Annotated in this window: 25 protein-coding genes and 1 tRNA gene; 16 read left to right on the plus strand and 10 right to left on the minus strand. The window is 71.6% G+C overall.

The genetic code is table 11. The features are described from left to right. Window positions 1-21 precede the first annotated feature (21 nt). Both MJ604_RS08355 and MJ604_RS08360 read right to left on the minus strand, forming a co-directional pair. Window positions 22-95, minus strand: a tRNA-Arg gene (locus MJ604_RS08355). Between the two features lie 38 nt (window positions 96-133). Continuing rightward, window positions 134-1,801 carry a SulP family inorganic anion transporter gene (locus MJ604_RS08360; RefSeq protein ID WP_243057874.1) on the minus strand — a complete coding sequence of 556 codons (1,668 nt, stop codon included), beginning with the start codon at window positions 1,799-1,801 and terminating at the stop codon, window positions 134-136. Window positions 1,802-1,887: 86 nt separating this feature from the next. Between MJ604_RS08360 and MJ604_RS08365 the strand changes: the two genes are divergently transcribed. The 7 genes from MJ604_RS08365 (at window position 1,888) to MJ604_RS08395 (ending at window position 9,748) form a co-directional block, all read left to right on the plus strand. Continuing rightward, window positions 1,888-3,687 (plus strand): alkyl/aryl-sulfatase, encoded by a 1,800-nt coding sequence (locus tag MJ604_RS08365; protein WP_243057875.1) that lies wholly within the window; start codon window positions 1,888-1,890, stop codon window positions 3,685-3,687. Between the two features lie 242 nt (window positions 3,688-3,929). Continuing rightward, window positions 3,930-5,465: an ABC transporter substrate-binding protein gene (locus tag MJ604_RS08370; protein ID WP_243057876.1), complete on the plus strand. Its 1,536-nt coding sequence runs from the start codon at window positions 3,930-3,932 to the stop codon at window positions 5,463-5,465. Between the two features lie 7 nt (window positions 5,466-5,472). Further along, window positions 5,473-6,465, plus strand: coding sequence for an ABC transporter permease (locus tag MJ604_RS08375; protein ID WP_243057877.1), 993 nt, complete (start codon window positions 5,473-5,475; stop codon window positions 6,463-6,465). After that, complete coding sequence (locus MJ604_RS08380) at window positions 6,462-7,325, plus strand: ABC transporter permease (RefSeq protein ID WP_243057878.1); 864 nt, start codon at window positions 6,462-6,464, stop codon at window positions 7,323-7,325. The genes MJ604_RS08375 and MJ604_RS08380 overlap by 4 nt, the downstream gene beginning before the upstream one ends. Continuing rightward, window positions 7,322-8,302 (plus strand): ABC transporter ATP-binding protein, encoded by a 981-nt coding sequence (locus MJ604_RS08385; protein WP_243057879.1) that lies wholly within the window; start codon window positions 7,322-7,324, stop codon window positions 8,300-8,302. The genes MJ604_RS08380 and MJ604_RS08385 overlap by 4 nt, the downstream gene beginning before the upstream one ends. Continuing rightward, the gene (locus MJ604_RS08390) at window positions 8,299-9,222 is read left to right on the plus strand and encodes an oligopeptide/dipeptide ABC transporter ATP-binding protein (protein WP_243057880.1); all 924 of its coding nucleotides are present in this window, start codon (window positions 8,299-8,301) and stop codon (window positions 9,220-9,222) included. The genes MJ604_RS08385 and MJ604_RS08390 overlap by 4 nt, the downstream gene beginning before the upstream one ends. 118 nt (window positions 9,223-9,340) lie before the next feature. After that, complete coding sequence (locus MJ604_RS08395; protein WP_243057881.1) at window positions 9,341-9,748, plus strand: hypothetical protein; 408 nt, start codon at window positions 9,341-9,343, stop codon at window positions 9,746-9,748. On the opposite strand, the gene MJ604_RS08400 is transcribed toward MJ604_RS08395, so the two are convergent. Further along, on the minus strand, window positions 9,745-10,221 hold the full coding sequence (locus MJ604_RS08400; protein ID WP_243057882.1) for a DUF6328 family protein: 477 nt from the start codon (window positions 10,219-10,221) through the stop codon (window positions 9,745-9,747). The genes MJ604_RS08395 and MJ604_RS08400 overlap by 4 nt on opposite strands. 34 nt (window positions 10,222-10,255) lie before the next feature. After that, window positions 10,256-11,629, minus strand: a complete 1,374-nt coding sequence (locus MJ604_RS08405; RefSeq protein ID WP_243057883.1) for an aminopeptidase P family protein — start codon at window positions 11,627-11,629, stop codon at window positions 10,256-10,258. Between the two features lie 58 nt (window positions 11,630-11,687). Between MJ604_RS08405 and MJ604_RS08410 the strand changes: the two genes are divergently transcribed. The 6 genes from MJ604_RS08410 to ettA all read left to right on the plus strand — a co-directional run bounded on the left by MJ604_RS08410 (window position 11,688) and on the right by ettA (window position 20,275). After that, on the plus strand, window positions 11,688-12,800 hold the full coding sequence (locus MJ604_RS08410) for a PrsW family intramembrane metalloprotease (RefSeq protein ID WP_243057884.1): 1,113 nt from the start codon (window positions 11,688-11,690) through the stop codon (window positions 12,798-12,800). Next, window positions 12,797-14,503 (plus strand): dynamin family protein, encoded by a 1,707-nt coding sequence (locus tag MJ604_RS08415; protein ID WP_243057885.1) that lies wholly within the window; start codon window positions 12,797-12,799, stop codon window positions 14,501-14,503. Before MJ604_RS08410 ends, MJ604_RS08415 begins: the two co-directional genes overlap by 4 nt. 79 nt (window positions 14,504-14,582) lie before the next feature. Beyond that, the gene (locus MJ604_RS08420; protein ID WP_243057886.1) at window positions 14,583-16,238 is read left to right on the plus strand and encodes a GTPase; all 1,656 of its coding nucleotides are present in this window, start codon (window positions 14,583-14,585) and stop codon (window positions 16,236-16,238) included. A gap of 98 nt (window positions 16,239-16,336) precedes the next feature. Continuing rightward, window positions 16,337-17,995, plus strand: a complete 1,659-nt coding sequence (locus MJ604_RS08425) for a methyl-accepting chemotaxis protein (protein ID WP_243057887.1) — start codon at window positions 16,337-16,339, stop codon at window positions 17,993-17,995. A gap of 147 nt (window positions 17,996-18,142) precedes the next feature. Further along, window positions 18,143-18,529 carry a single-stranded DNA-binding protein gene (locus MJ604_RS08430; protein WP_243057888.1) on the plus strand — a complete coding sequence of 129 codons (387 nt, stop codon included), beginning with the start codon at window positions 18,143-18,145 and terminating at the stop codon, window positions 18,527-18,529. A 63-nt stretch (window positions 18,530-18,592) separates the two neighbouring features. Beyond that, window positions 18,593-20,275: an energy-dependent translational throttle protein EttA gene (ettA, locus tag MJ604_RS08435; protein WP_243057889.1), complete on the plus strand. Its 1,683-nt coding sequence runs from the start codon at window positions 18,593-18,595 to the stop codon at window positions 20,273-20,275. A 134-nt stretch (window positions 20,276-20,409) separates the two neighbouring features. On the opposite strand, the gene MJ604_RS08440 is transcribed toward ettA, so the two are convergent. The 3 genes from MJ604_RS08440 to MJ604_RS08450 form a co-directional block, all read right to left on the minus strand. After that, entirely contained in the window at window positions 20,410-20,919 is a 510-nt protein-coding gene (locus MJ604_RS08440; RefSeq protein ID WP_243057890.1) for a MarR family winged helix-turn-helix transcriptional regulator, read from the minus strand. Between the two features lie 117 nt (window positions 20,920-21,036). After that, window positions 21,037-22,251: an acetyl-CoA C-acetyltransferase gene (locus MJ604_RS08445; protein WP_243057891.1), complete on the minus strand. Its 1,215-nt coding sequence runs from the start codon at window positions 22,249-22,251 to the stop codon at window positions 21,037-21,039. 76 nt (window positions 22,252-22,327) lie between these two features. After that, the gene (locus tag MJ604_RS08450) at window positions 22,328-22,906 is read right to left on the minus strand and encodes a TetR/AcrR family transcriptional regulator (RefSeq protein ID WP_243057892.1); all 579 of its coding nucleotides are present in this window, start codon (window positions 22,904-22,906) and stop codon (window positions 22,328-22,330) included. 115 nt (window positions 22,907-23,021) lie between these two features. Between MJ604_RS08450 and MJ604_RS08455 the strand changes: the two genes are divergently transcribed. Together MJ604_RS08455 and MJ604_RS08460 are read left to right on the plus strand one after the other, a co-directional pair. Beyond that, entirely contained in the window at window positions 23,022-23,213 is a 192-nt protein-coding gene (locus MJ604_RS08455; protein ID WP_243057893.1) for a hypothetical protein, read from the plus strand. Between the two features lie 57 nt (window positions 23,214-23,270). Next, window positions 23,271-24,131, plus strand: a complete 861-nt coding sequence (locus tag MJ604_RS08460; RefSeq protein WP_243057894.1) for a thioesterase family protein — start codon at window positions 23,271-23,273, stop codon at window positions 24,129-24,131. On the opposite strand, the gene MJ604_RS24205 is transcribed toward MJ604_RS08460, so the two are convergent. The 3 genes from MJ604_RS24205 to MJ604_RS08475 all read right to left on the minus strand — a co-directional run bounded on the left by MJ604_RS24205 (window position 24,095) and on the right by MJ604_RS08475 (window position 25,960). Then, window positions 24,095-24,682 carry an RNA polymerase sigma factor gene (locus MJ604_RS24205; RefSeq protein ID WP_243057895.1) on the minus strand — a complete coding sequence of 196 codons (588 nt, stop codon included), beginning with the start codon at window positions 24,680-24,682 and terminating at the stop codon, window positions 24,095-24,097. The genes MJ604_RS08460 and MJ604_RS24205 overlap by 37 nt on opposite strands. Window positions 24,683-24,684: 2 nt before the next feature. Continuing rightward, a complete protein-coding gene (locus tag MJ604_RS24210; RefSeq protein ID WP_243057896.1) occupies window positions 24,685-25,395 on the minus strand; it encodes a hypothetical protein in 711 nt (236 codons plus the stop codon). A gap of 190 nt (window positions 25,396-25,585) precedes the next feature. Further along, window positions 25,586-25,960 carry a globin gene (locus tag MJ604_RS08475; RefSeq protein ID WP_243057897.1) on the minus strand — a complete coding sequence of 125 codons (375 nt, stop codon included), beginning with the start codon at window positions 25,958-25,960 and terminating at the stop codon, window positions 25,586-25,588. A 112-nt stretch (window positions 25,961-26,072) separates the two neighbouring features. Here MJ604_RS08475 and MJ604_RS08480 point away from each other — a divergent pair, with 112 nt between their 5' ends. Then, a complete protein-coding gene (locus tag MJ604_RS08480; RefSeq protein WP_243057898.1) occupies window positions 26,073-26,498 on the plus strand; it encodes an OsmC family peroxiredoxin in 426 nt (141 codons plus the stop codon). The last annotated feature ends 8 nt before the right edge of the window (window positions 26,499-26,506 follow it).

The raw sequence follows: 26,506 nt of genomic DNA on the forward strand, positions 1-26,506 counted from the left end.
CGCGAGGCCAGATTCCATGGGCGCCCCCGGCAGGATTCGAACCTGCGACCGTCGGATTAGAAGGCCGATGCTCTATCCAGCTGAGCTACGGAGGCCGAGGGCGCAAAGCCCGCGGCAAGTATGACTGATCGGCTCAGCGGTTCCGCGCCACCCAGGCGACCGCGTCGTCGAACGCCGCGTCGAGAGCCGCGAAGAACACCGGTGTGCGCAGGACGACGTCCTCCTCGCCGAGCATCTCGGTGAGGCCCGTGCGCGCGAACAGGTCGGCCTGAGCAACGTCCAGGCCGGCGACCATCAGCCGGCACCCCTGGGCGTCGAGGGCATCCGCGCGCTTGCGCAGCGCCTTGAGGATCGTCGAGGAGGGGATGTCCGGCATCGAGCGGGCGTGCAGGATCACGACCGCGTTGTGCGCGTCCGTGCTGCGCGGCCATTCCTCCTCGAGGCGGGCGACCTCGGCGAACAGCCCGGCGCCCTCGTAGTGGAGCACGGTGACGGCGTCGCTCGGCAGGTCGTCCGGTACGTCGGTGGCGCGCCAGCGGCCGTCGGGCTCGCGGACGAGGGCGGTGAAGCGCCCGCTGCGCTCGGCCCTCACGCAGTAGAGCAACAGCGAGAGCCCGGCGCCGAGGAGGATCGCCTGCTGCAGCGGGAGCTGCGTGGTGGCGAGGAACGTGGCGACCATCCCGGCGGCCGGGAGCCAGCCGGTGCGGAGGACCAGCCGGATGTCCGGCAGCCGCCCGACCACGAGCTCCGCACCGATCACGATCACCAGCCCGCCGATCACCGGCATCGGGATCACCTCGGCGGCGCCCCCGGCGAGCAGCACCACCAGCGTCAGGAAGATGCCCGCGAAGATGCCGGCCCACCGCGTCTGCGCGCCGGCACTGGTCGCGACACCGGTGCGGGAGAGCGAGCCGCCGGTCGGAAGTGCACGGAAGAAGCCGCCCGCGAGGTTCGCCACGCCCTGGGCGGTGAAGTCACCGGAGACGTTGGTACGGCTGCCGTCCGGGTTCGGTACGGCGGCGCCGATGCCGGCCGCCTGGGCGAGCGCGACCAACGCCACCGCGACCGCGCCGGCGAGCAGGTCCGGCGCCACGTCCGGGTCCGGGAGGACCGGGAGCGGAAGCCCGCTCGGGATCGTTCCGATGTCCCCGACGGTCTCGACGTCGATGGAGAACACGACGGCCACCGCGGTGACCACGACGAGCGCGGCCAGGATCGCGAACGGCTCGAGCCTGGGGACGATCCGCACGACGAACCAGACCGCGACCGTCGCCAGCGTGACCGCCAGGGTGGTCAGCTCCCAGTCGGCGACGTGCGCGACCGCGTCGACGATCTTCAGGATCGTGTTGTGGGCGTCGGGTCTGTAGCCGGTCGCGTCGTCGATCACGCCGGCGACGATCTGCAACGCGATGCCGGTGGTGAAGCCGGTCATCACCGCGTTCGACACGAAGCTCATCACCGACCCCAGCCGCAGCAGGCCGAAGATCACCATGATCGCGCCGACCAGCACCGTCAGGGTCGCGACGTTGTCGATGTCGTTCGGGTCGAGGCCCGCGCTGGAGAGCACGCTCTGCGACGTCAGCGCGATCGCGGAGGTCAGCGTGGTGGTCATCAGCACGGTGCGCGAGAACAGCGAGCCGACCGTCGTCGGCACCATCCCCGAGTACAGGCCGAGCGCGGGGTTGAAACCGCCGATGCTCGCGTAGGCCATGCCCTCGGGGATGCTGAACAGCCCGGTCACGAACCCCGCGACGGCGTCCTTCGGCGTCGGGCGTCCCAGCCCCAGCTTCGGTCGGCGCACCCGCCCACCCTCTCGGCCGGATGAACACTTCACGTCACCCAGTTCGGGTGACGCGAGCGCCATACGCCCTCCCTAGCGTCGAGGCCATGGCACTCGACTACTCGGACCGGACTGACTTCGACAACGCGACGCGGGGACTCGTCGCCCGCCTCGAGCCGGCGCAGGTCGCCAAGGCCGACGGCAGCCCCGTGTACGACGCCGACGTCTACGCGCGGGTGACCGCGGGCGACTGCCCGGACACCGTGAACCCGAGCTTCTGGCGGCAGAGCCAGCTCACCGCGATCCAGGGACTCTTCGAGGTCACCGACGGCATCTACCAGCTGCGCGGCATCGACCTCTCGAACATGACGATCGTCGAGGGCGACGCCGGCATCATCGTGATCGACCCGCTGATCTCCGCCGAGGTCGCGGCGGCCGGGCTCGCGCTCTACCGCCGGCACCGGGGCGAGCGTGAGGTCACGGCGGTGATATACACGCACTCGCACATCGACCACTTCGGTGGCGTGCTCGGTGTCGTCGACGCCGACACCGACGTCCCGATCGTGGCGCCGGCCGGCTTCCTCGACCACGCCGTGTCTGAGAACGTGTACGCCGGCACCGCGATGCTGCGCCGCGGGATCTACCACACCGGCATGGGCCTGCCGGTCAGCGCGGAGGGCACGCTCGGTGTGGGCCTCGGGTCCGGCAGCTCGACCGGGACCACCAGCCTGCTCGCCCCGACCCTGGACATCACGCACACCGGCCAGGAGGAGGTGCTCGACGGGGTCCGGATCGTGTTCCAGATGACGCCCGGCACCGAGGCGCCGTCCGAGATGAACTTCCACTTCCCGGACCGGCGTGCGCTCTGCCTGGCCGAGAACGCCACCCACACGCTGCACAACATCCTCACCCTGCGCGGCGCCGAGGTGCGCGACGCACGCGGCTGGTCGCGCTACATCGCCGAGGCGATCGAGCTCTTCGCCGACGACACCGACGTCGCCTTCGCCTCCCACCACTGGCCGACCTGGGACCGCGAGAACATCGTCCGGTTCCTCACCGAGCAGCGCGACCTCTACGCCTACCTGCACGACCAGACGCTCCGGCTGCTCAACAAGGGCTACGTCGGCGCCGAGATCGCCGAGATGTTCGAGCTGTCGCCGGGCCTCGACTCCGCCTGGCACGGCCGCGGCTACTACGGCTCGATCAGCCACAACGTGAAGGCGGTCTACCAGCGCTATCTCGGCTGGTACGACGGCAACCCGGCGCACCTGTGGCAGCACCCGCCCGAGGCGCTGGCGGCGCGCTACGTCGACGTCATCGGCGGCGTCGACGCGACCGTCGCCAAGGCGCGGGAGTACGCCGACTCCGGGGACCTGCGCTTCGCCACCGAGCTCGCGAACCACGCGCTGTTCGCCGACCCGCGGCACCAGGGTGCGCTGGACCTCCAGACCGAGCTGTTCACGAAGCTGGGGTACGGCTCGGAGTGCGGGACCTGGCGCAACAACTTCCTCACCGCGGCGGCGGAGCTCAGCGAGGGGCCGATCGCGATGAAGACCGACGCCAGCGGGATGATGGCCGCGCTCACGATCACCCAGCTCTTCGACAGCGTCGCGATCCGCATCGACGCGCAGAAGGCGGGGAGCACGTCCGTCTCGGTGCGGTGGCACTTCACCGACCGCGACGAGACCTACCGGATGGAGCTCTCGAACGGCGTGCTCGTGCACTTCCCGACCCAGAAGGACCACGCGGCCGACCTCGTCGTCACGCTCACCAAGCCGCAGCTGCTCGCGCTGCTGGGTGGAGCGGGCAACGACGGCGTCGGGTTCGAGGGCGACCCGGCGACCCTGGGCACGATCCTGTCGGTGCTGGACGACCCGGACCCGGCGTTCAACATCGTGATCCCCTGACGGAAGCCGTCATCGGGGCCGCTGATCGGCACGGGGCCGACAGGTTCTGACCTGCGACCGCCCGGCATTCGTCCACGTAACGAGACGGTGCCGGGCGGTTTTGCGCTCGGCCCGGTGTTACGGACAAGTAACCCCCACTAACCCCTTGTCGTCGGCAACGAGGTCGTGGTTCTCTCTCCGGCTATATCGTATAAACTAGCCGATCTACGATTCGGCCCTGACTGATGGGTGTTCGTATGCGCGTGGTCAGTTCCCCCTCCTCCCGCCGGGCGAAAGCCACCGTTCTCGGTGTCGCCTCGCTCGCTCTCACCGTCGTGCTGAGTGGCTGCGGCGGCTCCGACGACACGGCCTCCGGCGGCGGCGAGGAGGTGACCGACGCGCACGTCACGCTGGCGAGCACGGCGATCACCAACAGCCTCGACCCGGCCGCCGCGCTGTCGTCGGTCGGCCGCACCTACACCAAGCAGGTCTTCGACCAGCTCGTGGTCTTCAACGAGGCGGGCGAGATCCAGCCCAGCCTCGCCACGGAGTGGGAGCGCGTCGACGACACCACGATGGAGTTCACGCTGCGTGACGACGTCACGTTCAGCAGCGGCGCCGCCCTCGACGCCGAGGCCGTGGCGGCCAACGTCACCCGGGTCCTGTCCGGGGACCCGGCGTACGCCACCGTCGCCGGTCGTCTCGCGACCGTCGCCAGCGCCGAGGCGGTCGGCGAGGACGTCGTCCGCGTGGTCACCAACGCCCCCGACCCGATCCTGCTGAACCGCATGTCGCTCTTCGACATCGTCGACCCGGCCACGTTCGGCGACGACCGTCCGGCCGGCTCCGGCCCGTTCGAGGTCACCGAGTACGAGGAGGGCGTCAAGGTCGAGCTCACCCGCAACGAGGACTCGTGGCGGCCGAGCGAGTCGGTCAAGGACCTGACCATCCAGGCGATCCCGAACCCGACCACGCTCGCCAGCGCGCTGCGCACCGGCGCCGTCGACGCGGTCTTCGGCCTGCCGGCCGACGTCGTCACCCAGCTCGAGGGCAACGGCTTCGAGACCACCTCGATGCCGGCCGGCTCGTCGGCCATCACCAGCCTGATCGCCGACGTCGAGCCGAAGCTCGAGGACCCCCGTGTCCGTGAGGCGATCAACCTGGCGGTCAACCGCGAGGAGTTCGTGGACGCCGCGCTCGGCGGCTTCGGCACGCCGAACGGCAGCCAGCTCCTGCAGGAGGGCTACTTCGGGTACGACGACTCGCTGCCGTCGTACGAGTACGACCTCGACCGCGCCGAGGAGCTCATCGCCGAGGCCGGCGCCGAGGGCCTCGAGCTCCCGATCGCGACCACCGCACTGTTCAAGGCCCCGGCCGAGGCCGTGGCCGGCTACCTCAACGCGGTCGGCTTCAAGAGCGAGGTCGTGATCCAGGACCTGTCGGCGTTCATCCCGACGCTGCTCCAGCAGAGCGAGTACCCGCTGCTGTACTGGCAGACCGACTACTACGACCTGCGCGACATCACCTCGGTCGCGCGCTTCGGCCCGACGGCGCCCGGCCAGCAGGCGCACATCCCGGTCAACGACTACCAGGACCTGTACGTCAAGCAGACCACCGAGCTGGACGAGGACGCCCGCGAGGCCGACATCCAGTCGATGGCGAGCATCCTCAACGAGGAGGCCGGCGTGCTGTTCCTGGCCTGGCCGGACACGGTGTACTCGTCGGCGCCCCGGGTCGGGGAGCTGCCCCTGGGCGGCGACAGCCTGATCCGCGCCGAGGCCATCGTCGTCACCGAGTGATCGCCGGATGAGCACTGACGTGACGGGGGTGTCGCCGACCGCTGCTGCGGCCGGCGGCGCCCCCGCGCGTCGCCGCCCGAGGCTCGGCCCGGTGGCGACGACCGCACTCCGCCTGGTCCTCACGCTGCTGGGCCTGCTCACCCTGCTGTTCTTCCTCGTCCGGCTCAGCGGTGACCCCGCCGCGGTGCTCGCCGGGCCGTCGGCCACCTCCGAGCAGCTGGAGGAGATCCGCACCGGCCTGGGCCTCGACGAGCCCCTGCTCTCGCAGTACGTCGCGTTCCTCGGCGACATGCTGCGCCTCGACTTCGGCGAGTCGGTCTTCACCGGTGAGCCTGCGCTGGACTCCGTGCTCGCGGTGCTCCCCGCGACCCTGATCCTCGTCGTGACCACGGTCGTGACCTCGGTCGTCGTCGGCATCCCGTGCGGCGTGCTGCTCGCCCGCGCCGGCCGGGTGGCCCGCCGCGGCGTGAGCTTCGCGATGACGCTGGCGCAGGCCGTGCCGTCGTTCGTGCTCGGCGTCGGGCTCATCTTCGTCTTCGCGGTGAACCTCGGCTGGCTGCCCGCGTTCGGCAGCGGCACGCCGGCCACGCTGGTGATGCCGACCATCGCCCTGGCCGCCTTCGCGGTGGCGCGTACGGCGCGCATGGTCGCGGCCGAGCTCGAGCAGGGCGAGGACCACGACTACCTGCGGACGGCGTACGCCAAGGGCGCCTCGTCGCGCCGGGTCCTGTGGCGCCACGCGCTGCCCAACGCGCTGCCGGCCGTCGCGTCGGCGATCGTCGTCGAGGTGTCGTACCTGCTCTCCGGTGCGGTCGTCGTCGAGGTGCTGTTCGCCTACAACGGCATCGGCAAGCGGCTCGTCGACGCGATCTTCGCGCGCGACTACCCCGTGGTGCAGGCCGCCGTCTTCGTGATCGGAGTCTTCGTGATCGTGGTCAACCTGATCGGCGACGCGCTGGTCCGCGTCATCGACCCGCGGACGACCCGGGGATCGGCATGAGCCGCCGGTCCGCGAACCTCTCGCTCTGGCTGTCGCTGGGCACGCTGCTGGCGATCACGCTGGCCTGCTTCCTCGGCTCGGCGCTGCTGCCGGACGACGCCGGCGAACAGGCGCTGTCCGAGCGGCTCCGGCCGCCGTTCTGGTCGCCGGACGCGCTGGCAGGCAGCCCGCTCGGCACCGACGCGTTCGGCCGCGACATGCTCGCCCGCACGCTCGAGGGCGGCCGCGTGTCGCTCGAGGTCGGGTTCGGCGCCGCCACCGGCGCGGTGCTCATCGGGACGCTGCTCGGGGTGGTCGCCGGCTTCTGGGGCGGCTGGCTCGACCGTATCGTGATGGCGCTGGCCGACGTGTGGCTGGCGTTCCCGTTCCTGGTGATCGCGCTCGCGACCGTCGCCGTCGTCGGCTCCGACCTGCCGGTGCTGATCGCGCTCCTCACCCTCGGCGGCTGGGTGCTGCCGACCCGCGTCACCCGCACCATCGCGCAACGGGTGCGCAGCGAGGACTACGTCGTCGCCGCGGCCGGCGCGGGCGCGAGCGACGCCTACCTGATGCGCCGGCACGTGCTGCCGCAGGCGCTGCCGGTCGTGCTCGTCGTCTGGTCGTTCACCGTCGGCGCGCTGGTCGTGATCGAGGGCGCGCTGTCGTTCCTCGGTCTCGGCGTGAAGCCGCCGACGCCGTCGTGGGGAAACATCATGAGCGACGGCACGGTCTACCTCGACACGGCGTGGTGGATCGCCGCCTGGCCCGCCACGATGATCGTGCTGACGGTCATCTGCGCCAACGGCCTGGGCAACGGGCTGCGGCGCCGGTGGGCCACGCCGGACACCAGCCGCGTCGGTGAGAAGGCGGCGGCGCGATGACCGACGTGCTCTCCATCGAGGACCTCTGGGTCGAGGCCGGGGACCCGCGCGACCCGGTCACGCTGGTGCGTGGCGTCAGCCTCAGCGTCGAGGCCGGGTCGGTCGTCGGGCTGGTCGGCGAGTCCGGCTCCGGCAAGACCGTCACCTGCATGGCGTCGCTCGGCCTGGCCGGTCGCGGCGTCCGGATCACCCGCGGCTCCGTGCGACTCGGCGGCACCGAGCTGGTCGGCGCCGACGAGCCCACGATGCGCCGCGTCCGTGGCGGCGTCGTCGGGACCGTGTTCCAGGACCCGCTCGGCGCGCTCAACCCACTCCAGCGCGTCGGCGACCAGATCGCCGAAGCGGTCCAGCTCCACCGCGGCGGACGGCGTCGTGCGCACCGTGACCGCGTCGTGCACCTGCTCACCCAGGTCGGGGTACCGGACCCGGCGCGACGGGCGCGGGCGTACCCGCACGAGCTGTCCGGCGGCATGCGCCAACGCGTCGCGATCGCGATGGCGCTGGCCAACGACCCCTCGTTGGTGGTCGCCGACGAGCCGACCACCGCGCTCGACGTCACCGTGCAGGCGCAGGTGCTCGACGTGATCCGCCGGGCCACCAAGGACGACGGGCGCGCCGCGCTGATCATCACCCACGACCTCGGGCTGGTGGCCGAGGTCGCCGACCGGGTCGCGGTGATGTACGCCGGCCAGATCGTCGAGAAGGGCAGCGTCGCCGAGGTGTTCGCGGCGCCACGGCACCCGTACACGCAGGGGCTGCTCGCGAGCCGGCCGGCGCTCGAGCCGGGACGCCGCCGGCTCAGCGCGATGGGCGGGCGCCCGCCGCTGCCCGGCAGCTGGCCCGTCGGCTGCGCGTTCGCCCCGCGGTGCCCGGTCGCCGTCGAGGCCTGTACGACGCCGCCGCCGGTCGACCAGTCCGACGGCCGGTGGTCGCGCTGCTGGCACCCGCAGGTCGAGTCCATGGAGGGAGTGTCATGAGCCCGGTACTGGAGCTGGACGCCGTCGCGAAGCGGTACGCCGTCGGCGGCCGGACCCTGACCGCGGTCGACGGCGTCAGCCTGCGGATCGAGGCGGGGGAGACCTACGCGCTGGTCGGCGAGAGCGGCTGCGGGAAGTCGACGCTGGCCCGCATCGCGGCGATGCTCGGCGGCACCGATGAGGGCCGGGTGCGCTGGTCGGGCAAGGAGGTCTCCCACCTCGGCCGCCGCCGGATCCGCGCCGAGCGGTCCCACACGCAGTTCGTGTTCCAGGACCCGTCGGCGGCGCTGTCGCCGCGGATGACCGTCGGTGAGGCCGTGGCCGAGCCCTTCACGATCACCGGGCGCAGCGGCGACGTACCGGCCCTGCTGCACGCGGTCGGCCTGGACGAGGCGCTGGCCGCGCGCTATCCCGCCCAGCTCAGCGGCGGCCAGCGGCAGCGGGTCGTGATCGCGCGGGCGCTCGCGCTGGAGCCGCGGCTGCTGGTGCTCGACGAGCCGGTCGCCTCGCTCGACGTGTCGGTGCAGGCGCAGGTGCTCAACCTGCTCGCGGACCTGCAGGAGGAGCGGGCGATCTCGTACCTCCTCATCGCCCACGACCTCGCGGTCGTGAGCAGCGTCGCCGACCGGATCGGCGTGATGTACCTCGGCCGCGTGGTCGAGGAGGGGCCGGCCACCGAGGTCGTCGCCCGGCCGCGCCACCCGTACACGCAGCTGCTGATCGCCTCGGCGCCGCGGCGCGACCCGGGGGAGCGGGTCGAGCGGATCGTGGTGTCCGGCGACCCGCCGAGCCCCCTCGACCTGCCGCCGGGCTGCGCGTTCGCGTCGCGGTGTCCCGCCGCCACGGCGGTGTGCCTGACGCAGGCCCCGCCGCCCCGAGAGCTCGACGGCGTGACCGTGCGGTGCCACCACGCCGCGTGACCGGAGGGCCTGCGGCGCGGGCCGCTGCGGATCCGGCGCTTGCGTCGAGCGGACGGCAGGTGAAGGTCGTCCGATCCGGGTGATCTCGACGGACGGTTCCCGTCCCTAGCCTCGGCGCATGAGCCAACGCAACGCGAGCCCGCGCCAGATGATGTGGGCGGACGGCGGGACGATCTTCGCCGCCGTGATGCTGACGACCGTGGGCGTCTTCCAGGTGCTCGAGGGCATCTCGGCCATCGCCGAGGACGACGTCTTCGTGAGCGCGACGAACTACGTCTTCAACATCGACCTGACCGCGTGGGGCTGGGTGCACCTGCTCGTCGGGGCGGCCGCCGTCCTGGTGGGCCTCAGCATCCTCTACGGCCAGGGCTGGGCGATGATCGCGGGCATCGTGGTCGCGATCTTCTCGGCGCTCGCGAACTTCATGTTCATCCCGTACTACCCGCTCTGGGCGCTGGTCGTGATCGCGTTCGACCTGTTCGTGATCTGGTCGCTCAGCACGGTCTGGGGGCAGCGGTCCCGCTAGTCCGGGTCGGAGGACTCCCCGCCGGCGAGGCTGTACGGCAGGGCGAGCATCAGGCTCGCCACGACGAGACCCATCGCCCCGGCGACCACGAATGCCGCCGTACGGTCGATGACGACGTCGAACGTGAAGAAGATGATGCCGACGATGATGGTCGCCAGCGTCGTGAGCGCCGCGGCCATCAGGCGGTGCGTCGACCGCACGACGCGCTCCTTCACGTGGGTGCCGGTGAGCTTGCGGTGGATCGCCACTGGGGTCAGCAGCAGCGCGGTCGTCAGGCCGGCGCCGAGGACGAGCGCCAGGTAGACGCCGCGCTGGAACTGGTCGAGGTCCTCGAACGGCTCCTGGAACGGCAGGGTCAGCAGGAAGCCCGCGGTCAGCTGTGCCCCGGTCTGCATGACCCGGAGCTCCTGGAGCATGTCCTGGAACTTGCGGTCCAGGCGCTCTTCGTCGGACTCGTCGCGATCGTCTCCCACAGGGGAGACGTACCCCGGACGGCGGTCGGGGAACCTAGCGCCGGTGCTCGGCCATCCACGCCTCGACCTCGGTCGAGGTGCGGGGGAGCGCCGCGGAGAGGTTCCGGTAGCCGTCGGCGGTGACCAGGATGTCGTCCTCGATCCGGATGCCGATGCCGCGCAGCTCCTCGGGGACGAGCAGGTCGTCCTCCTGGAAGTACAGGCCGGGCTCGACGGTCAGCACCATGCCCTCGGCGAGGGTGCCCTCGGCGTAGGTGTCCGGCGCGGCGCGGCCGCAGTCGTGGACGTCCATGCCGAGCATGTGGCTGGTGCCGTGCAGCGTCCACCGCGCGTAGACGCGGCTCTCGGGGTCGAGCGCCTCCGCAGCCGAGACCGGAAGCAGCTTCAGGTCCTCGAGGCCGTGCGCGATCACGTGCATCGCGGCGTTGTGCGCGACCTTGAACGGCTCACCGGGGCGGATCGCCTCGATGCCGGCCTGCTGGGCGGCGTACACGAGGTCGTACAGCTCGCGCTGGAGCGCGGTGAAGGTGCCGTCGACCGGCAGCGTGCGGGTGACGTCGGCGGTGTAGAGCGAGCGGTTCTCGACCCCCATGTCGAGCAGCACCAGCGAGCCGGGCGTGATCGCGCCGGTGTTCTCGATCCAGTGCAGCGTGGTGGCGTGCGAGCCGCCGCCGACGATCGAGTCGTAGCCGATGTCGTTGCCCATCGCGCGAGCGCGGCGGAAGAACGTGCCCTCGATCCAGCGCTCGCCGTACGTCAGCGCCTGGTCCCACTCGCGGACGGAGTCCTCGAAGCCGAGCGTCGTGATGTCGCACGCCTCCTGCAGCTGCTCGACCTCCCAGTCGTCCTTGATCAGGCGCAGCTCGTCGGCGACCCGGGCGAGGTCGTCGTCGGTGGTGACGTCGCGGGTCTTGCGGTCGTCGTCGAACGACGGCAGGTCCTCGATGTGGCGCACCTCGATGCCGAGGGAGTCCGAGATCTCCTTGAGCGACGGCCGGCGGCCGACCCACAGCTCGCCGTACTGCCGGTCGCGGAAGAACTCGTCGGTGTCACGCGAGGAGCGCGGCCGGGCGTAGAGCACCGACTCGCCGTCGTCGACCACCAGGACGGCGTCGCTGGTCTGGTTGCCGGAGAAGTAGGTGTGCGCGGTGTCGGGGCGGAACCGGTAGTCGGTGTCGTTGGCCCGGACCTTGAACGTGCCGGCGGGCAGCACCAGGCGCTCGCCCGGGAACGCCTCGGCCAGCTTGGCGCGGCGAGCGGCGGCCGGGCCGGCGACGGCCTCGACGGGGAGGTCGAGCTCGCGGTCGCCCCAACCCTCACGCATGAACGCGGCGTACGCCGCCGGGACGGCGGGGTCGTGCGACTCGGTCTTGGGCTCCGCCGACTGGCTCTCGTTCTGCTCGCTCACGCCGCCACTGTACGCCGCTGGCGCGGCTCCACCGGAATGCCCGGATAGGCTTCCCCCCATGCCCAGGACCGGTCGTGCGTTCACGGTCGTCGTGACGGTCCTGACGTGTCTCGGAGCGCTCGCGATCCTCGCGCTGCTCGCCTTCTCCGGAGCGCCCGGCACGCTCGCGCTGGCGACCGTCCTCGCGGTGCTCCCGGTCGGCCCGCTCGTCGCGTGCTACCTGTGGCTGGACCGCTACGAGCCCGAGCCACGCTCCCTGCTCGCCGCCGGGCTGTTGTGGGGGAGCTTCGTCGCGACCGCGGCGGCGCTGGTCCTCGCCGGCGTCGGCGGCCTGGTGCTCGGCCTCGGCGACGACGCGAGCCTGGTCCTCGAGGCGCCGGTCGTCGAGGAGGCCTGCAAGGGCATGTTCCTCGTGCTGCTCCTCTGGTGGCGGCGCGCCGAGCTCGACGGCGTGCTCGACGGGATCGTGTACGCCGGCATGGTGGGGATCGGGTTCGCCTTCACCGAGAACATCCTCTACCTGCTCGCGGCGTACAACGGCACGGACGGCACCGGCCCGGGAGGCACCGAGGCGCTGACCGCGACCTTCGTGATCCGCTGCCTGTTCAGCCCGTTCGCCCACCCGCTGTTCACGACGTTCATCGGCATCGGGGTCGGGCTCGCGGTGAACGCGCGCAGCAGCACCGCGAGGTGGCTCTGGCCGATCGGTGGGTACGTCGTGGCTGTGACCGCCCACGCGATCTGGAACTCGTCGACCGCCTACGGCTTCGACAGCTTCCTGCTGACCTACTTCGTGCTGATGGCTCCGGCGTTCGTCGGGCTCGTCGGCCTCGCGGTCTGGGCGCGCAGCTCCGAGCGCCGGATGCTGACGTCCGCGCTCACCGACGCCGCCGGGCGCGGCCTGATGCCCGCGACCGACATCGGCTGGGTCGTGGACCTGGGCGGACGGCGGCAGAGCCGTGCCTACGCACGGGCCCGGGGCGGTCGCGAGGCCGAGCAGGCGATGCGGGACTATCAGCAGGCGGCGGTGGAGCTCGGGTTCCTCCACTACCGTTTCCTGCGCGGCACCCCGCCGCCCGACTACGCCGCGCGCGGACAACAGTTCCTCCAGAGGATCGACGACCTACGCCCGTCGATCGCTTTCCCCGGACAGGTGGTACCCACGCGATGACCGTCTCCAGCGACCAGAACACGCGGATGCTGACCGCGCTGGTGCGGCTCCGCGGTGCGCTGCAGGAGGCCCGGCTGCCGCTCGAGGTCGCCGGGGTCGCGCAGCACCGCATCGAGCTCGAGCAGATGATCGACCAGCTCGAGGACTACGTCATCCCGCGCCAGATGAGCGTCGAGGCGCCGCTGCTGGTCGTCGTCGGCGGCTCGACCGGCGCCGGCAAGTCCACGCTGGTGAACTCCCTCGTGGGGCGCCGCGTCACCACGTCCGGCGTGCTCCGGCCCACGACGCGATCCCCGGTCCTGGTGCACCACCCCGACGACGGCCACTGGTTCGGCCAGGACCGGCTGCTGCCGGACCTCGCCCGGGTCGATCACGTCACCAACGACCAGAGCTCGCTGCAGCTGGTCGCCTCCGACACCGTCCCCGCGGGCCTCGCGATCCTGGACGCGCCGGACATCGACTCCGTCGAGGAGCACAACCGGACGCTCGCCGGGCAGCTGCTCGCCGCGGCCGACCTGTGGCTGTTCGTCACCTCGGCGGCCCGCTACTCCGACCAGGTCCCGTGGGACCACCTCAAGCGCGCCGCTGAGCGGTCGACCGCGGTCGCCGTCGTGCTCGACCGCACGGCCGCCGACGCGGTGCCGACCGTGGCCGCGCACCTGGCCCGGATGCTCGCCAGTCGCGGCCTCAAGGACTCGCCGCTCTTCACCGTCGCCGAGGCGACGGTGGACGAGGAGGGGCTGCTGCCCGCGACCGAGGTCGCCGACATCCGCAGCTGGCTGGTCTCGCTGGCGGCCGACCCCGGGGCTCGGGGCGCGGTGGTCCGGCAGACGCTCGACGGGACGATCCGCACGCTCGCGCGGCGTACGCACGTGCTCGCGGACGCGTTCCAGGAGCAGGTGTCCGCGGCCGAGGAGCTGCGCGCCGCCGCCGCCGCGGCGTACGACGAGGCCGCCGCCGCACTCGCCCTCCAGACCGGTGACGGCACGCTGCTGCGCGGCGAGCTGCTGGCGCGCTGGCAGGAGCTGATCGGCACCGGCGACCTGCTGCGCTCGCTCGACCGCCCGGTCGGCCGGCTGCGAGGCCGCGTCGTGAGCGCGGTCAAGGGCGCGCCCCAGCAGGCGGACCGGGTCACGCTCGCGGTCGAGTCGGCGCTGGAGAACCTCGTCCTCGACCACGCCGAGCTGGCCGCCGCGCGGACCCGCACCGCGTGGGAGGAGAGCGACGCCGGCCGCGCGCTGGTCGCGGGTGAGCCGTCGTTCGGGCGTGCCGGACCGGACCTGCGCCGCCGCGCCGAGGCCGAGGTACGCGCCTGGCAGGAGGAGCTGCACGGGATGGTCCGCGCCGAGGGTGCCGAGCGGGCGGGCAAGTACCTCGCGCACGGCGTGCCCTCGCTCGGCGTGGCGCTGTCGGTCCTGGTGTTCGCGCGCCGCGTCCCCGAGCTGCACGACGCGGAGCTCGGCCGGACCCTGCTCGACGCGGTCCTCGGTCCGGAGGCGGTGGCCACGGTGGTCGAGCGTGCCGGTGCCTCGCTGGAGCGGCGGATGGGCGAGCTGATCGAGCGCGAGCGCGGCCGTCGCCTGGAGATCATCGACGGGCTGGAGCTGCCCGCGGAGGCTGCCGAGCAGCTCCGGGCCGCCTCCCGGCGCATCGACGACCGGCGCTTCGAGCAGTCGACGGGCCGTGCCGACGACACGCCATGACGACCATCACCACCGCACCCCCTAGGGTAAGAACAGAACTGTTCACCGCTGCCCTCCTGCGGGCGGGTCGAGGGAGAAGATGACGTCCTTGCTCGAGGGTGCCAAGAGGCTGGTCACCCGTGGCACCGACATCGGTGCCCGGATCGAGGGGCTCGACGCCGCTGCGCACGCTGCCCGCGGTCGCCTGGACGACGCTCTCGTCGACGAGGCGAGCACGGTCGTCGACCGCGCCACCGGCCGGCTCCGGCTCTCCGCGACCCACACCGTGGTCGCGATCGCCGGCGCGACCGGGTCCGGCAAGTCCTCGACGTTCAACGCACTGACCGGCCTCGAGCTCTCCGCGGTCGGCGTCCGCCGGCCCACCACGTCGTGGGCCTCCGCGTGCGTGTGGGGGAGGGACGGTGCCGACGAGCTGCTCGAGTGGCTCGGGATCCCGCCGCGCCACCAGACCACCCGCGACTCGATGCTCGACAACGGCCGCCGCGACCAGCAGTCCGAGCTCGACGGCGTCGTGCTCCTCGACCTGCCCGACCACGACTCCACCGAGGTCTCCCACCACCTCGAGGTGGACCGGCTCGTCGACCTCGCCGACGTCCTGGTGTGGGTCCTCGACCCGCAGAAGTACGCCGACGCCGCGATCCACGACCGCTACCTCGCGCCGTCCGTCGATCACCAGGACGTGCTCGTCGTCGCGCTGAACCACATCGACACCGTGCCCGAAGAGCGTCGCCAGTCGATGCTCGACGACGTACGCCGGCTGCTCGACGACGACGGTCTCCACCGGGTCCCGGTGCTCCCGATCAGCGCCCGTGAGGGCATCGGCATCCCCGAGCTGCGCGCCGAGATCGCGCGCCGGGCCGCCGAGAAGCAGTCCACCCGGCTCCGCCTCGACGCCGACATCCGGTCGATCGCGACCCGCCTCGAGTCCGCCACCGGCGACGCCCCCACCCGGGTGCTCCCGGCCGAGCGGGTCGCCGCGCTCGACGACGCGTTCGCCGACGCGGCCGGCGTCCCGGTCGTGGTCGACGCGGTCGAGCGGTCCACCCGGATGCGCGTGGGCCGTGCCACCGGCTGGCCGGTCGTCGGCTGGGTCTCCGGCCTGAAGGCCGACCCGGTCAAGGCGCTGGAGCTCGACCTCGGCGACGACAGCCGAGAGTTCGCCGGTCGCGGTCGCACGACGCTGCCGCAGGCCACCCAGGTGCAGCGCGCCCGGGTGGACGGCGAGGTCCGGTCGCTCGCCGACGACGTGTCCGCCGGGCTGGCGCAGCCGTGGGTCGAGGCGGTACGCCGCGCGTCGACCGCGCGGCTCGGCGAGCTGGGCGACCGCCTGGACGCCGCGCTCGCGACCGCGCAGGTCAAGGCCGGCCGGACGCCCTGGTGGGCACACCTCGTCCGCGTCCTCCAGTGGCTCCTCCTCGCCGCTGCTGTCGGTGGTCTCGTGTGGACGGGCGTGCTGGCCGCCACCGGCAAGCTCCAGGACGCCGACACGCCCCAGGTCGCCGGCGTCGCGCTGGCGCTGGTGCTGCTCGTGGGCGGTCTCGTGCTCGGCATCGTGATCGGGCTGGGGTGCCGCCTCGCGGTCGCCGGGGTCGCCCGACGTCGCGCGGAGGACGCCGACCAGCGGCTGCGCGAAGCGGTCCGCGAGGTCTCGCACGAGCTCGTCGTCGACCCGGTCGAGGTCGAGCTGGCGGCGTACACGAGCGTCCGGACGGCGCTCGGCAAGGCGTTGGCCTAACCCGAAAGGGCGAACTTCTCAGCGCGGGTTCAGGTTCTCGGCGGGACGGCCGATGGGGCGATCAACGTCTTCGACCTTCAGCCTAAGGACCACCCCGCATGAGCTCTCCCCTGGACGTCTCCCCGGAGACGACCGCCGGTACGTCGCGACCCGGCCGGTTCCGGCCGCTGCGTCGCTTCAACGACCTCGGGGTGCGCCCCAAGGTCCTCTCTGCGGTGGCGGTCGGCGCCGTCGTCTCCGTGTCCGTCGGTGTGATGGGCCTGGTCTCGCTCAGCGACTCGGCCGACCAGGCCGACCTGATCTACTCGTCGAACGTCAAGGGCGCCGACATGCTCGGCGACCTGCAGGTGGCGGTCGGTGACATGCGGATCCAGGCGCGCAGCGTTGCGCTGGCCCCGACTCACGACGAGCGGGTCGACGCGGCCCAGAAGATGACGGAGGCCCACGCCGCCGCCGTGGAGCTCGCCGACGCGTACACCGCGACCGGAGTCTCGTCCGAGCAGGCCCGGCACCTCGCCGACCTGATGACGAACATCGCCGGTTACCTGGGAGTCCAGCAGGACGTGCTCGTCCCTCTGGCAGACAAGGAGCAGACCGACCTCTGGTGGGCGGCGAACAACGAGCAGGCCAGGCCGTTCACCGACGCCATGGCCGAGCAGTTCGACTGGCTCACGGACAAGGAGGCCGACAACGCGGCCGATGCGGCGGCCGCGGTCAAGAGCAGCTACGAGTCCAACCGGCTCACCGCGATCCTGCTCCTCGTCATCGGCACGCTCGTGTCGGTCGCGCTCGGCTGGTGGGTCGCCACGGCGCTCGCCCGCCGGATCGCGAAGGTGAAGTCCGTCGCCGAGTCCCTCGCCGACGGCGACCTCACCCGCAGCGCGGACCTCGACTCGCGTGACGAGGTCGGCCGGCTCGGCGACGCGCTCGACGAGGCGACCGCCAAGCTGCGCGGCCTGATCGGCACCGTGATGGGGTCCTCGGACGCGGTGGCTGCCGCCTCGGAGGAGCTCGCGGCCTCGTCGCAGCAGATCGCTGCCGGTGCCGAGGAGACCTCGGTCCAGGCCGGTGTCGTGTCCGCCGCCGCGGAGGAGGTGTCGCGCAACGTGCAGACCGTCGCCGCCGGCGCCGAGCAGATGGGTGCCTCGATCCGCGAGATCGCCGGCTCCGCGAACGACGCCGCCCGCGTCGCCGCCCAGGCCGTCGGGATCGTCGAGACCACCAACGAGTCCGTCGCCAAGCTGGGCGCGAGCTCGCAGGAGATCGGCAACGTCGTCAAGGTGATCACCTCGATCGCCGAGCAGACCAACCTGCTCGCGCTGAACGCGACCATCGAGGCCGCGCGTGCCGGTGAGGCAGGCAAGGGCTTCGCGGTCGTGGCGAACGAGGTCAAGGAGCTCGCTCAGGAGACCGCGCGGGCGACCGAGGACATCGCCCGCCGGGTCGAGGCGATCCAGTCCGACACCACCGGCGCGGTGAACGCCATCGGTGAGATCTCCACGATCATCTCGTCGATCAACGACTACCAGCTCACGATCGCCTCGGCGGTCGAGGAGCAGACCGCGACCACCAACGAGATGGCGCGCAACGTCGCCGAGGCCTCGACCGGCTCGGGCGAGATCGCGATGAACATCTCCGGTGTGGCCGGGGCGGCCGAGACCACCACGCAGGCGGTCACCCAGACGAACTCCGCCGTGGACGAGCTGTCCCGGATGGCCGCCGACCTGCGGACCACGGTCTCGACGTTCCGGACCTGATCCGCACGGGGGTCCGCCCCGAACCGGTTTCCTTGCACAGCGTCGCTTCCGACGCGGTGCTCCACAGGCTGCCGGCGCCGACAGCAGGACTGTCGGCGCCGGCGCCGAGCCTCGGTGTGTCCACCCGATCGAGGCAAGGAGACCTCCATGAACGACACGACCATCACGCTGCAGGGCTGGCTCGGGAGCGACGTCGACCTGCGCCGCGCCGGCGACGTCCCGGTCGCCAGCTTCCGGCTCGCCTGCACCCCGCGCCGGTTCAACCGGCGCACGGAGAACTGGTCCGACGGCGTCACCCAGTGGTACACCGTCAACGCCTGGCGCTCCCTGGCGGAGAACGCCGCCGGCTCGCTGCACCGCGGTGACCCGGTGGTGGTGACCGGCCGGCTCCAGGTGCGCACCTACGTCAACAAGGAGGACGTGGAGGTCGCAGTCTTCGAGGTCGAGGCGACCCACCTCGGACACGACCTGAGCCGGGGCACCAGCGCCTTCACCCGTACGCCGAAGCCGGAGCAGGCGGAGGTGGCCGCCTGACGAGAGTCCGGGCCGTCCCCCCGATACGACTCCGAGGGCCGTTGCCCCGTAGGCTCGGGGACCATGGCGGAGTATGTGTTCACCCTGCGCAATGTGCGTAAGGCCCACGGCGACAAGGTCGTCCTCGACAACGTGACGCTGTCGTTCCTGCACGGAGCGAAGATCGGCGTCGTCGGCCCGAACGGCACGGGCAAGTCCTCGCTGCTCAAGATCATGGCGGGGCTCGACCACGCCAACAACGGCGACGCGATCCTCGACCCCGACGCGACCGTCGGGATGCTGCAGCAGGAGCCCCCGCTGACCGAGGGCAAGACGGTGCTCGAGAACGTCGAGGAGGCCGTCGCCGAGATCAAGGGCAAGATGGCCCGGCTCGACGAGCTGTACATGCTGATGGGCGACCCGGACGCCGACCAGGACAAGGTCGCGGCCGAGGCCGGCGACCTGCAGACCGAGCTCGACGCGGCGAACGTCTGGGACCTCGACAGCCGCCTCGACCAGGCCATGGACGCGCTGCGCTGCCCGCCGGCCGACGCGATCGTCGACAACCTCTCCGGTGGTGAGCGCCGCCGGGTCGCGCTCTGCAAGCTGCTGCTCCAGCAGCCCGACCTGCTGCTCCTCGACGAGCCCACCAACCACCTGGACGCGGAGTCGGTCCAGTGGCTGGAGGGTCACCTCAAGGACTACCCGGGCGCCGTGCTCGCGATCACCCACGACCGGTACTTCCTCGACAACGTCGCCGAGTGGATCCTCGAGCTCGACCGTGGCCAGACGCACCCCTACGAGGGCAACTACTCGACCTACCTCGAGACCAAGAAGGAACGTCTCAAGATCGAGGGGCAGAAGGACGCCAAGCGCGCCAAGATGCTGGAGAAGGAGCTCGAGTGGGTCCGCTCCAACGCCAAGGCACGCCAGACCAAGAGCAAGTCGCGTCTGGCCCGCTACGAGGAGATGGCGGCCGAGGCCGACCGCGCCCGCAAGATCGACACCTCCGAGATCAACATCCCGGCGGGTCCGCGGCTCGGTGACGTCGTCCTCGAGGCCAAGGGCCTCACCAAGGGCTTCGAGGGACGCACCCTCATGAACGACCTCACGTTCAGCCTCCCGCGCGCCGGCATCGTCGGCGTCATCGGCCCGAACGGCGTCGGCAAGACCACGCTGTTCCGGATGATCACCGGCACCGAGACCCCGGACTCCGGCGAGCTCAACGTCGGCCAGACCGTGAAGCTGTCGTACGTCGACCAGAGCCGCGGCGGCATCGACCCGAACAAGAACGTCTGGGAGGTCGTGTCCGACGGGCTCGACTTCATCAAGGTCGCCAACTTCGAGATGAACTCCCGCGCCTACGTCGCGTCGTTCGGCTTCAAGGGCCCCGACCAGCAGAAGAAGGCCGGCGTCCTCTCCGGCGGCGAGCGCAACCGTCTCAACCTGGCGCTGACGCTCAAGATGGGCGGCAACCTGCTGCTCCTCGACGAGCCCACCAACGACCTCGACGTCGAGACCCTGTCCTCGCTCGAGGACGCGATCCTCGACTTCCCGGGCTGCGCGGTGGTCACCTCGCACGACCGGTGGTTCCTCGACCGCGTCGCCACCCACATCCTCGCCTGGGAGGGCGACGACGAGGACTCGGCCAAGTGGTTCTGGTTCGAGGGCAACTTCGCGTCCTACGAGGAGAACAAGATCGAGCGCCTCGGCATCGAGGCGGCCCGGCCGCACCGGGTCACCCACCGGCGGCTCACGCGCGACTGACGCGAGGCCGGTGGTCGCGCTCGTCGAGACCCCGTGACTGACGAAGGACGGCGACCCCATGGGTCGCCGTCCTTCGTCGTCTCACCGGATCTCGTCACGCCGGTCGCCTCGCTCGACCAGCGTCGTGGGGTCCGCTACGCGTCCCTCACCCGGATGTCCATCTCGGGGTGTCCGGCGGCCAGGTGGTCGGTGACGGCGTCCATGACCCGGCCGAGTGCGCGGAAGTCCTCGGGGCTGACCAGGTCGACGAGGTTCTTGCGCACCCCGCCCACGTGCACGGGCGCCATCCGGATCAGCAGGTCGTAGCCGGCGTCGGTGAGGGTGGCGACCACGCCGCGGCCGTCCTCGGGGGAGCTGGTGCGCTCCACGAGGCCGGAGCGCTCCATCCGGGCCACGGTGTGAGTGACCCGGCTGCGGCTGTGCGCGAGCGCGTCCGCGAGCTGGGCCATCCGCATCTGCCGATCGTCACGCTCCGACAGCCGGACCAGGATCTCGTACTCCACGAGCGACAGGTTGCACGAGCGGTGCAGGTCGTCGTCGAGGCGGTCGAGCAGCAGCGTCATGCCGATCATCAGCGCACGCCACGAGTTCTGCTCGTCCTCGTCGAGCCACCTTGTCTCCGTCGTCCCCGGGGTCTCGGTCACCTCGGCAGTGTAGGACGTGTTACACCCTGGATCTCGACACGGTGGTCGCGACCTCGTGCCTCGGTCGCGCACCTCGCTCGATCACCATCAGCGGGTCTCGCGGTCGCTTCGCTAGCGCTAGACCCGCTCCAGGATCAGCGCCATGCCCTGGCCGCCACCCACGCACATGGTGATCAGGCCGGTGGACTTGTCGTGCCAGTCGAGCGAGTTGAGCATGGTGTTCTGCAGCCGAGCCCCGGTCATGCCGAACGGGTGGCCGACCGCGATCGCGCCGCCGTTGACGTTGAGCCGGTCGATGTCGATGCCGAGGTCCTGGTACGACGGCACCACCTGCGCCGCGAACGCCTCGTTGATCTCGACCAGGTCGATGTCGCCGATGCTCATCTTGGCGTTGGCCAGCGCGCGCTTGGTCGCCTCGACCGGGCCGAGGCCCATGATCTCGGGGGAGAGGCCGGACACGCCGGTGGCGACGATCCGGGCGAGCGGCTTCGCGCCCAGCTCGGCGGCCTTGGTGTCGGACATGATGACGACCGCGGCGGCGCCGTCGTTCAGCGCGCAGCAGTTGCCGGCGGTCACGACGCCGTCGGGACGGAACACCGGCTTGAGGTCCTTGATGCCGTCGTAGGTGACGCCGGCCCGCGGGCCGTCGTCCGCGCTCACGACGACGCCGTCGGGCGTGGTGACCGAAGTGATCTCGCGCGCCCAGAAGCCGTCGTTGATCGCCTTCTCGGCGAGGTTCTGCGAGCGCACGCCGAACTCGTCGAGCTCCTGGCGCGACAGGCCGCGCAGCCGGGCGACGTTCTCGGCGGTCTGGCCCATCGCGATGTAGGCGTCCGGCAGCTGGCCGTCCTCGCGCGGGTCGTGCCAGTCGATGCCGCCCTCGGCCATCTTCTCGGTACGCGCCATCGCGTCGTCGTACCGGTGGTTCTTGGTGTCGGGCCAGTGGTCGGAGGTGCCCTTGGCGAAGCGGGACACCGTCTCGACGCCGGCGGAGATGAAGATGTCGCCCTCGCCGGCCTTGATCGCGTGGAACGCCATCCGCGTGGTCTGCACCGACGACGCGCAGTAGCGGGTGATCGTCGCGCCGGGCACCAGGTCCATGCCGTTGAGCACGTTCACGATGCGCGCCATGTTGTTGCCGGACTCGCCGCCGGGCAGGCCGCAGCCGAGGTAGAGGTCGTCGACGGTGTTCGGGTCGAGGCCGTCGACCTTGTCGAGAGCGGCCTTGATGATCAGCGCGCTCAGGTCGTCGGGCCGGAAGTCCTTCAGCGAGCCCTTGTTGGCCCGGCCGATGGGGGACCGGGCGGCACTGACGATGACTGCCTCGGGCATGGGGACTCCATTCGCTGGGGGACTGCTCGGAGCGCCAAGACTAGACCGTGTTCTAGTTCTGCGGGCGAGGCGTACGTCACCCTTCGCCGGGGCCGGCCAGCGAGCTGCTGAGCAGCTCCAGGGTCTGCGTCAGGAACTCGCGACGCTCCGCGGGCGGCTTGAGGAGCGCCGCGATCAGCGCTCCGTCGTACGACGCCACCAGCGCCTCGGCCCGCTCGCGGCTGTGCTCCTTGCCGAGCGAGCCCATGATCGCGTCGACCAGCTCGACGAGCCGGGCCCGGTGCACGGCGAGCCGCGCGGCCAGGTCGGCGTCGCGGGTGGCCAGCATGGTCAGCTCCAGCCGGGCGACGAGGAGCTCGCGCTGGTCGAGCCAGCGCAGGAACAGGTCGAGGGCCGCCTCGACGCCCTCGTCGGACGGCGGGGCGTCGCGCAGCCGCTCGGCGAGCTCGTCGACGTCGGCGACCAGGGTGGCGGCGACGTGGTCGGTCAGCGCCTGCTGGAGCGCGCTGCGGGTGCGCAGGTAGGCCGAGCAGCTGCCCTCGGGGAGGCCGGCTCGGCGGTCGACGGCACGGTGGGTGAGCCCACGCAGGCCCTCGTCGGCGATCACGTGGAGTGCCGCGTCGAGCAGCTGGCGACGCCGGGGACTAGCGGCCATCACATCTCTCCTGCCGGTTGTGAGGGGGGACACTACCGCTCCGACTGGCGTCCGGGCAGGCACCGGGCGTACCTTCTACATACGTAGAAATCTACATCTGTAGAAAGGATTCATCATGGACCTCTCCTCGAACCTCACCACCCTCGACATGACCGCGATGGTCACCGTCGTCGCCCTCGCCGTCCTCGGTGCGCTGATCTCCACCGCCGTGATCGCCAAGACGGTCGCCACGAACCGGCACGAGCGGATCTCGCGCCAGGAGTCGCTGCGCACGTACTACGGCCGCCAGCTCTCCCCGTCGCACTGAGCCCGACCCGCTGAGACCGGTGCGCCACCACTGCCGCGGTCTGGCACGATCGGGCAGGTGCGGCACACCTACGAGTGCCCGATGCGCTGGGCCGATCTCGACCTGCTCGGGCACGTCAACAACGTGGTCTACGTGGACTACCTCCAGGAGGCCCGCGTCGACCTGTTCCGTGCGAACGGCGCGAACCGCATCGACGACCCGGACGACGGCCTCGCCGAGGCCGCGGTCGTGGTGCGCCACGAGGTCAGCTACCTCGCGCCGCTGAACTTCGGGTCCCGCCCGGTCAGCATCGACTGCTGGGTGACCGAGATCCGGATCGCGTCGTTCACGCTCGCCTACGAGCTCTTCCACGAGCGCGACGGCGAGCGGGTGGTGTACGCCCGGGCCAAGACCGTGCTCACGCCGTACGTCTTCGCCACCGAGCGCCCCCGCCGCCTGACCGACGTCGAGCGGGAGACGCTCGGCGCCTACCTCGAGCCCGAGGAGAAGGTCGCCCGGAACCCGCTCCCGGCCGCCCGTCCCGAGACCGCCACCCGCTACCCGGTGCAGGTCCGGTTCTCCGACGTCGACGTCTACGGGCACGTCAACAACGTGAAGTACTTCGAGTACCTCCAGGAGGCGCGGATCCGGCTGATCGGTGAGGTCTGGAAAGGCCTCGACCCGATCTCGATCGTGGTCGCCCAGACCGACGTCGACTACAAGGTGCCGATCCTCTTCCGTCAGGAGCCGTACGACGCCTGGAGCTGGGTCGCCCGCGTCGGCAGCCGCTCGGCCACCATCGAGTCGCTGATCGTCGACGGCGAGACCGTGCTGGCCCGCGCCCGGGTCACGATCGTCTTCTTCGACCAGGTCACCCAGCGCTCGACCGCGCCGCCGGAGCCCTACCTCGAGAGGCTCCGGGCGCTGCTGCCGTCCTGAGCCTGCCCGTCGTCGAGGACGCTGCGGAGCCGCTTCAGTCCGCGGTGGTGCGCCACCCGGACGGCCACGGCGGAGATCCCCAGCGCTGCCGCCGTCGTCGCGACGTCCAGCCCGACGACCTCCCGGCAGCCGACGACGTCGCGCTCGCGCTCCGGGAGCACGGACAGCGCTCGCACGATCCAGTCGTCGGCGGCGTACGACGCCTCCGGCCCCGGCACGGACGGCAGGGTGCCGAGCTCGTCGGCCACGCCCAGGTCGGTCGGGTGCGTCTGCCGGCGCTGCCCGCGGCGGCGGGTGTTCGCGCCGTGGTTGCGGGCGATGCCGAACAGCCAGCCCGCGAAGTCGTCGGAGGTCCCGGTGAAGCCGTGGATGCGTTCGGCGGCGGTCAGCCAGGCCTGGGCCGCCAGGTCGTCGGCGCCCTCGGAGGAGTCGCCGGTCGGGCGGGTGCTCAACCACACCAGCAGCCGGCCCGCGTGGGCGCGGTACAGCGCCCGCCAAGCCTCGCTGTCCCCGCGCTTGGCGAGCGTGATGAGTTCGTCGTCCCCGGCCACTTCTAGTCCACCCGGCTCCTCGGTCCGCGGTCCGGTTTCGGCCCGGGCGGCGAGTGGTTGCCGTTGTTGGACTTCGTGGTCGCGTGCTCGTTCGGGTGGTCCCCGGCGTGCGCGTTCGGCCCGCGGTCCTTGTCCTTGTCCTTGTTCTTGCCCTGGCTCTTGCCGGGGTCCGGGTTGCCGCCGGCGTTGTTCCCACCGGCGTTGCCGCTGGTGCTTCCGGCGCCGTTGCTGTTGCCGGCGCCCTGCCCCGGAGTGGCGCCCGCGCTGTGACCGGCGCCCTTGCCCGGCTCGCCGGCGTGGCGGCCGGGCTGGCCGCTGTGCTGGCCGCTGTGCTGGCCGCTGCTCTGGCCGGCGGGCGGCTGGGTGGACGCGGTGCTCGCAACCCCCGGCACCGCTGGGTCGAAGGCGCCCGGGCCGCTCGTGCCCGGGTTCGAGAACCCCGGTGAGCCCGACGACGTGGTCGACTCGGGCGCCGGCGGACTGGTGGCCGGTCCCGGGGCGGGCTGCGGGCTGCCCGTGGGGCTGAGGCCCGCGAGCCAGGCCACTCCGACCAGGATCGCCGCGACCCCCGCCGCGGCCAGCGTCACGCGCCACGCGCTCACGGGGGAGCGCCGCCCGGTGGCGACCGGCGCTCCAGCGGCGGCGAGCGCGCTCAACCGAGCGACGAAGGCGTCGTCCGGCTCGAGTGTGGGGATCGGTGTCCGGAGGTTCACCACTGTCTCCTACCCAGAAGGACGGTCCCGGACTCCGGGGACGTTGTTGGCTCCGGGACCGCCCAGCCTGGGGTCAGCTCCCGGACCCCTCGTGGGTGGTCCCGCGCATGTGGATCCTCCGGAGCCGGGGGCGGCGGTTGTCCGCCCGTTCACCCCACTCCTGTCGCGACCGTGCCGCCGCGTTACACGCCTACTCGAAAGAGTTGACCATGAACTGTGCGGCGTGGGTCACGTAGCCCCAGAACTGCGCGTCCTGCTCCGGCGTCAGCTGCACCTCGTCGAGCCCGGCACGGAAGTGCAGCAGCCAGCGGTCCCTCGCATCCGGGGTCACCGCGAACGGCGCGTGCCGCATCCGCAGCCGCGGGTGGCCGCGGTTGTCGGAGTACGTCGTCGGCCCGCCCCAGTACTGCACCAGGAACAGCAGGAAGCGCTCCTCGGCGGGGCCCAGGTCCTCCTCGGGGTAGAGCGGCCGCAGCACCTCGTCCTCGGCCACGCCCTCGTAGAACTTCGCGACGATCCGCCGGAAGGTCTCGAAGCCGCCGATCTCCTCGTAGAACGTGGTCACCCGTCCATTCTGCAAGGGAGCCGGTCGCCGGCTGACACCGGCGTGCCAGACTCGCTGTCACAGTCCTGTAGAGCAAAGTCCTGTTGAGCAACGCACGAGGAGTGATCCGCACATGGCAACGACCCGCAACGCCACCACGCACTGGGAAGGCACCCTGTTCGAGGGCGCCGGCAAGGTCACCCTGGAGTCCTCCGGCGTCGGCACGTTCGACGTGTCCTGGCCCTCGCGCGCCGAGGAGGCGAACGGCAAGACCAGCCCCGAGGAGCTGATCGCCGCGGCTCACTCGTCCTGCTTCTCGATGGCCCTGTCGAACGGCCTGGCCAAGGCGGGTACGCCGGCCACCTCGCTCGACACCAGCGCAGCGGTCGACTTCGTCCCCGGCACCGGCATCACCGAGATCCGGCTGACCGTGAAGGGCGTCGTCGAGGGCATCAGCAACGACGACTTCGTCGCCGCGGCCACCGCGGCCAAGGAGGGCTGCCCGGTCAGCCAGGCGCTCTCCGCCGTGACCATCAAGCTCGAGGCGTCGCTGGCCTGAGCGGGGAC

Origin of the sequence: Nocardioides sp. SR21, assembly GCF_022761125.1 — a bacterium.
GTDB lineage: Bacteria > Actinomycetota > Actinomycetes > Propionibacteriales > Nocardioidaceae > Nocardioides.

Bases quoted from the DNA above. Each gene is read 5' to 3' on its own strand.
- MJ604_RS08365 (WP_243057875.1), top strand. From the start codon at position 1,888: ATGGCACTCGACTACTCGGACCGGACTGACTTCGACAACGCGACGCGG.
- MJ604_RS08375 (WP_243057877.1), top strand. From the start codon at position 5,473: ATGAGCACTGACGTGACGGGGGTGTCGCCGACCGCTGCTGCGGCCGGC.
- MJ604_RS08380 (WP_243057878.1), top strand. From the start codon at position 6,462: ATGAGCCGCCGGTCCGCGAACCTCTCGCTCTGGCTGTCGCTGGGCACG.
- MJ604_RS08385 (WP_243057879.1), top strand. From the start codon at position 7,322: ATGACCGACGTGCTCTCCATCGAGGACCTCTGGGTCGAGGCCGGGGAC.
- MJ604_RS08390 (WP_243057880.1), top strand. From the start codon at position 8,299: ATGAGCCCGGTACTGGAGCTGGACGCCGTCGCGAAGCGGTACGCCGTC.
- MJ604_RS08395 (WP_243057881.1), top strand. From the start codon at position 9,341: ATGAGCCAACGCAACGCGAGCCCGCGCCAGATGATGTGGGCGGACGGC.
- MJ604_RS08410 (WP_243057884.1), top strand. From the start codon at position 11,688: ATGCCCAGGACCGGTCGTGCGTTCACGGTCGTCGTGACGGTCCTGACG.
- MJ604_RS08415 (WP_243057885.1), top strand. From the start codon at position 12,797: ATGACCGTCTCCAGCGACCAGAACACGCGGATGCTGACCGCGCTGGTG.
- MJ604_RS08420 (WP_243057886.1), top strand. From the start codon at position 14,583: ATGACGTCCTTGCTCGAGGGTGCCAAGAGGCTGGTCACCCGTGGCACC.
- MJ604_RS08425 (WP_243057887.1), top strand. From the start codon at position 16,337: ATGAGCTCTCCCCTGGACGTCTCCCCGGAGACGACCGCCGGTACGTCG.
- MJ604_RS08430 (WP_243057888.1), top strand. From the start codon at position 18,143: ATGAACGACACGACCATCACGCTGCAGGGCTGGCTCGGGAGCGACGTC.
- ettA (WP_243057889.1), top strand. From the start codon at position 18,593: ATGGCGGAGTATGTGTTCACCCTGCGCAATGTGCGTAAGGCCCACGGC.
- MJ604_RS08445 (WP_243057891.1), bottom strand. From the start codon at position 22,251: ATGCCCGAGGCAGTCATCGTCAGTGCCGCCCGGTCCCCCATCGGCCGG.
- MJ604_RS08450 (WP_243057892.1), bottom strand. From the start codon at position 22,906: ATGGCCGCTAGTCCCCGGCGTCGCCAGCTGCTCGACGCGGCACTCCAC.
- MJ604_RS08455 (WP_243057893.1), top strand. From the start codon at position 23,022: ATGGACCTCTCCTCGAACCTCACCACCCTCGACATGACCGCGATGGTC.
- MJ604_RS08480 (WP_243057898.1), top strand. From the start codon at position 26,073: ATGGCAACGACCCGCAACGCCACCACGCACTGGGAAGGCACCCTGTTC.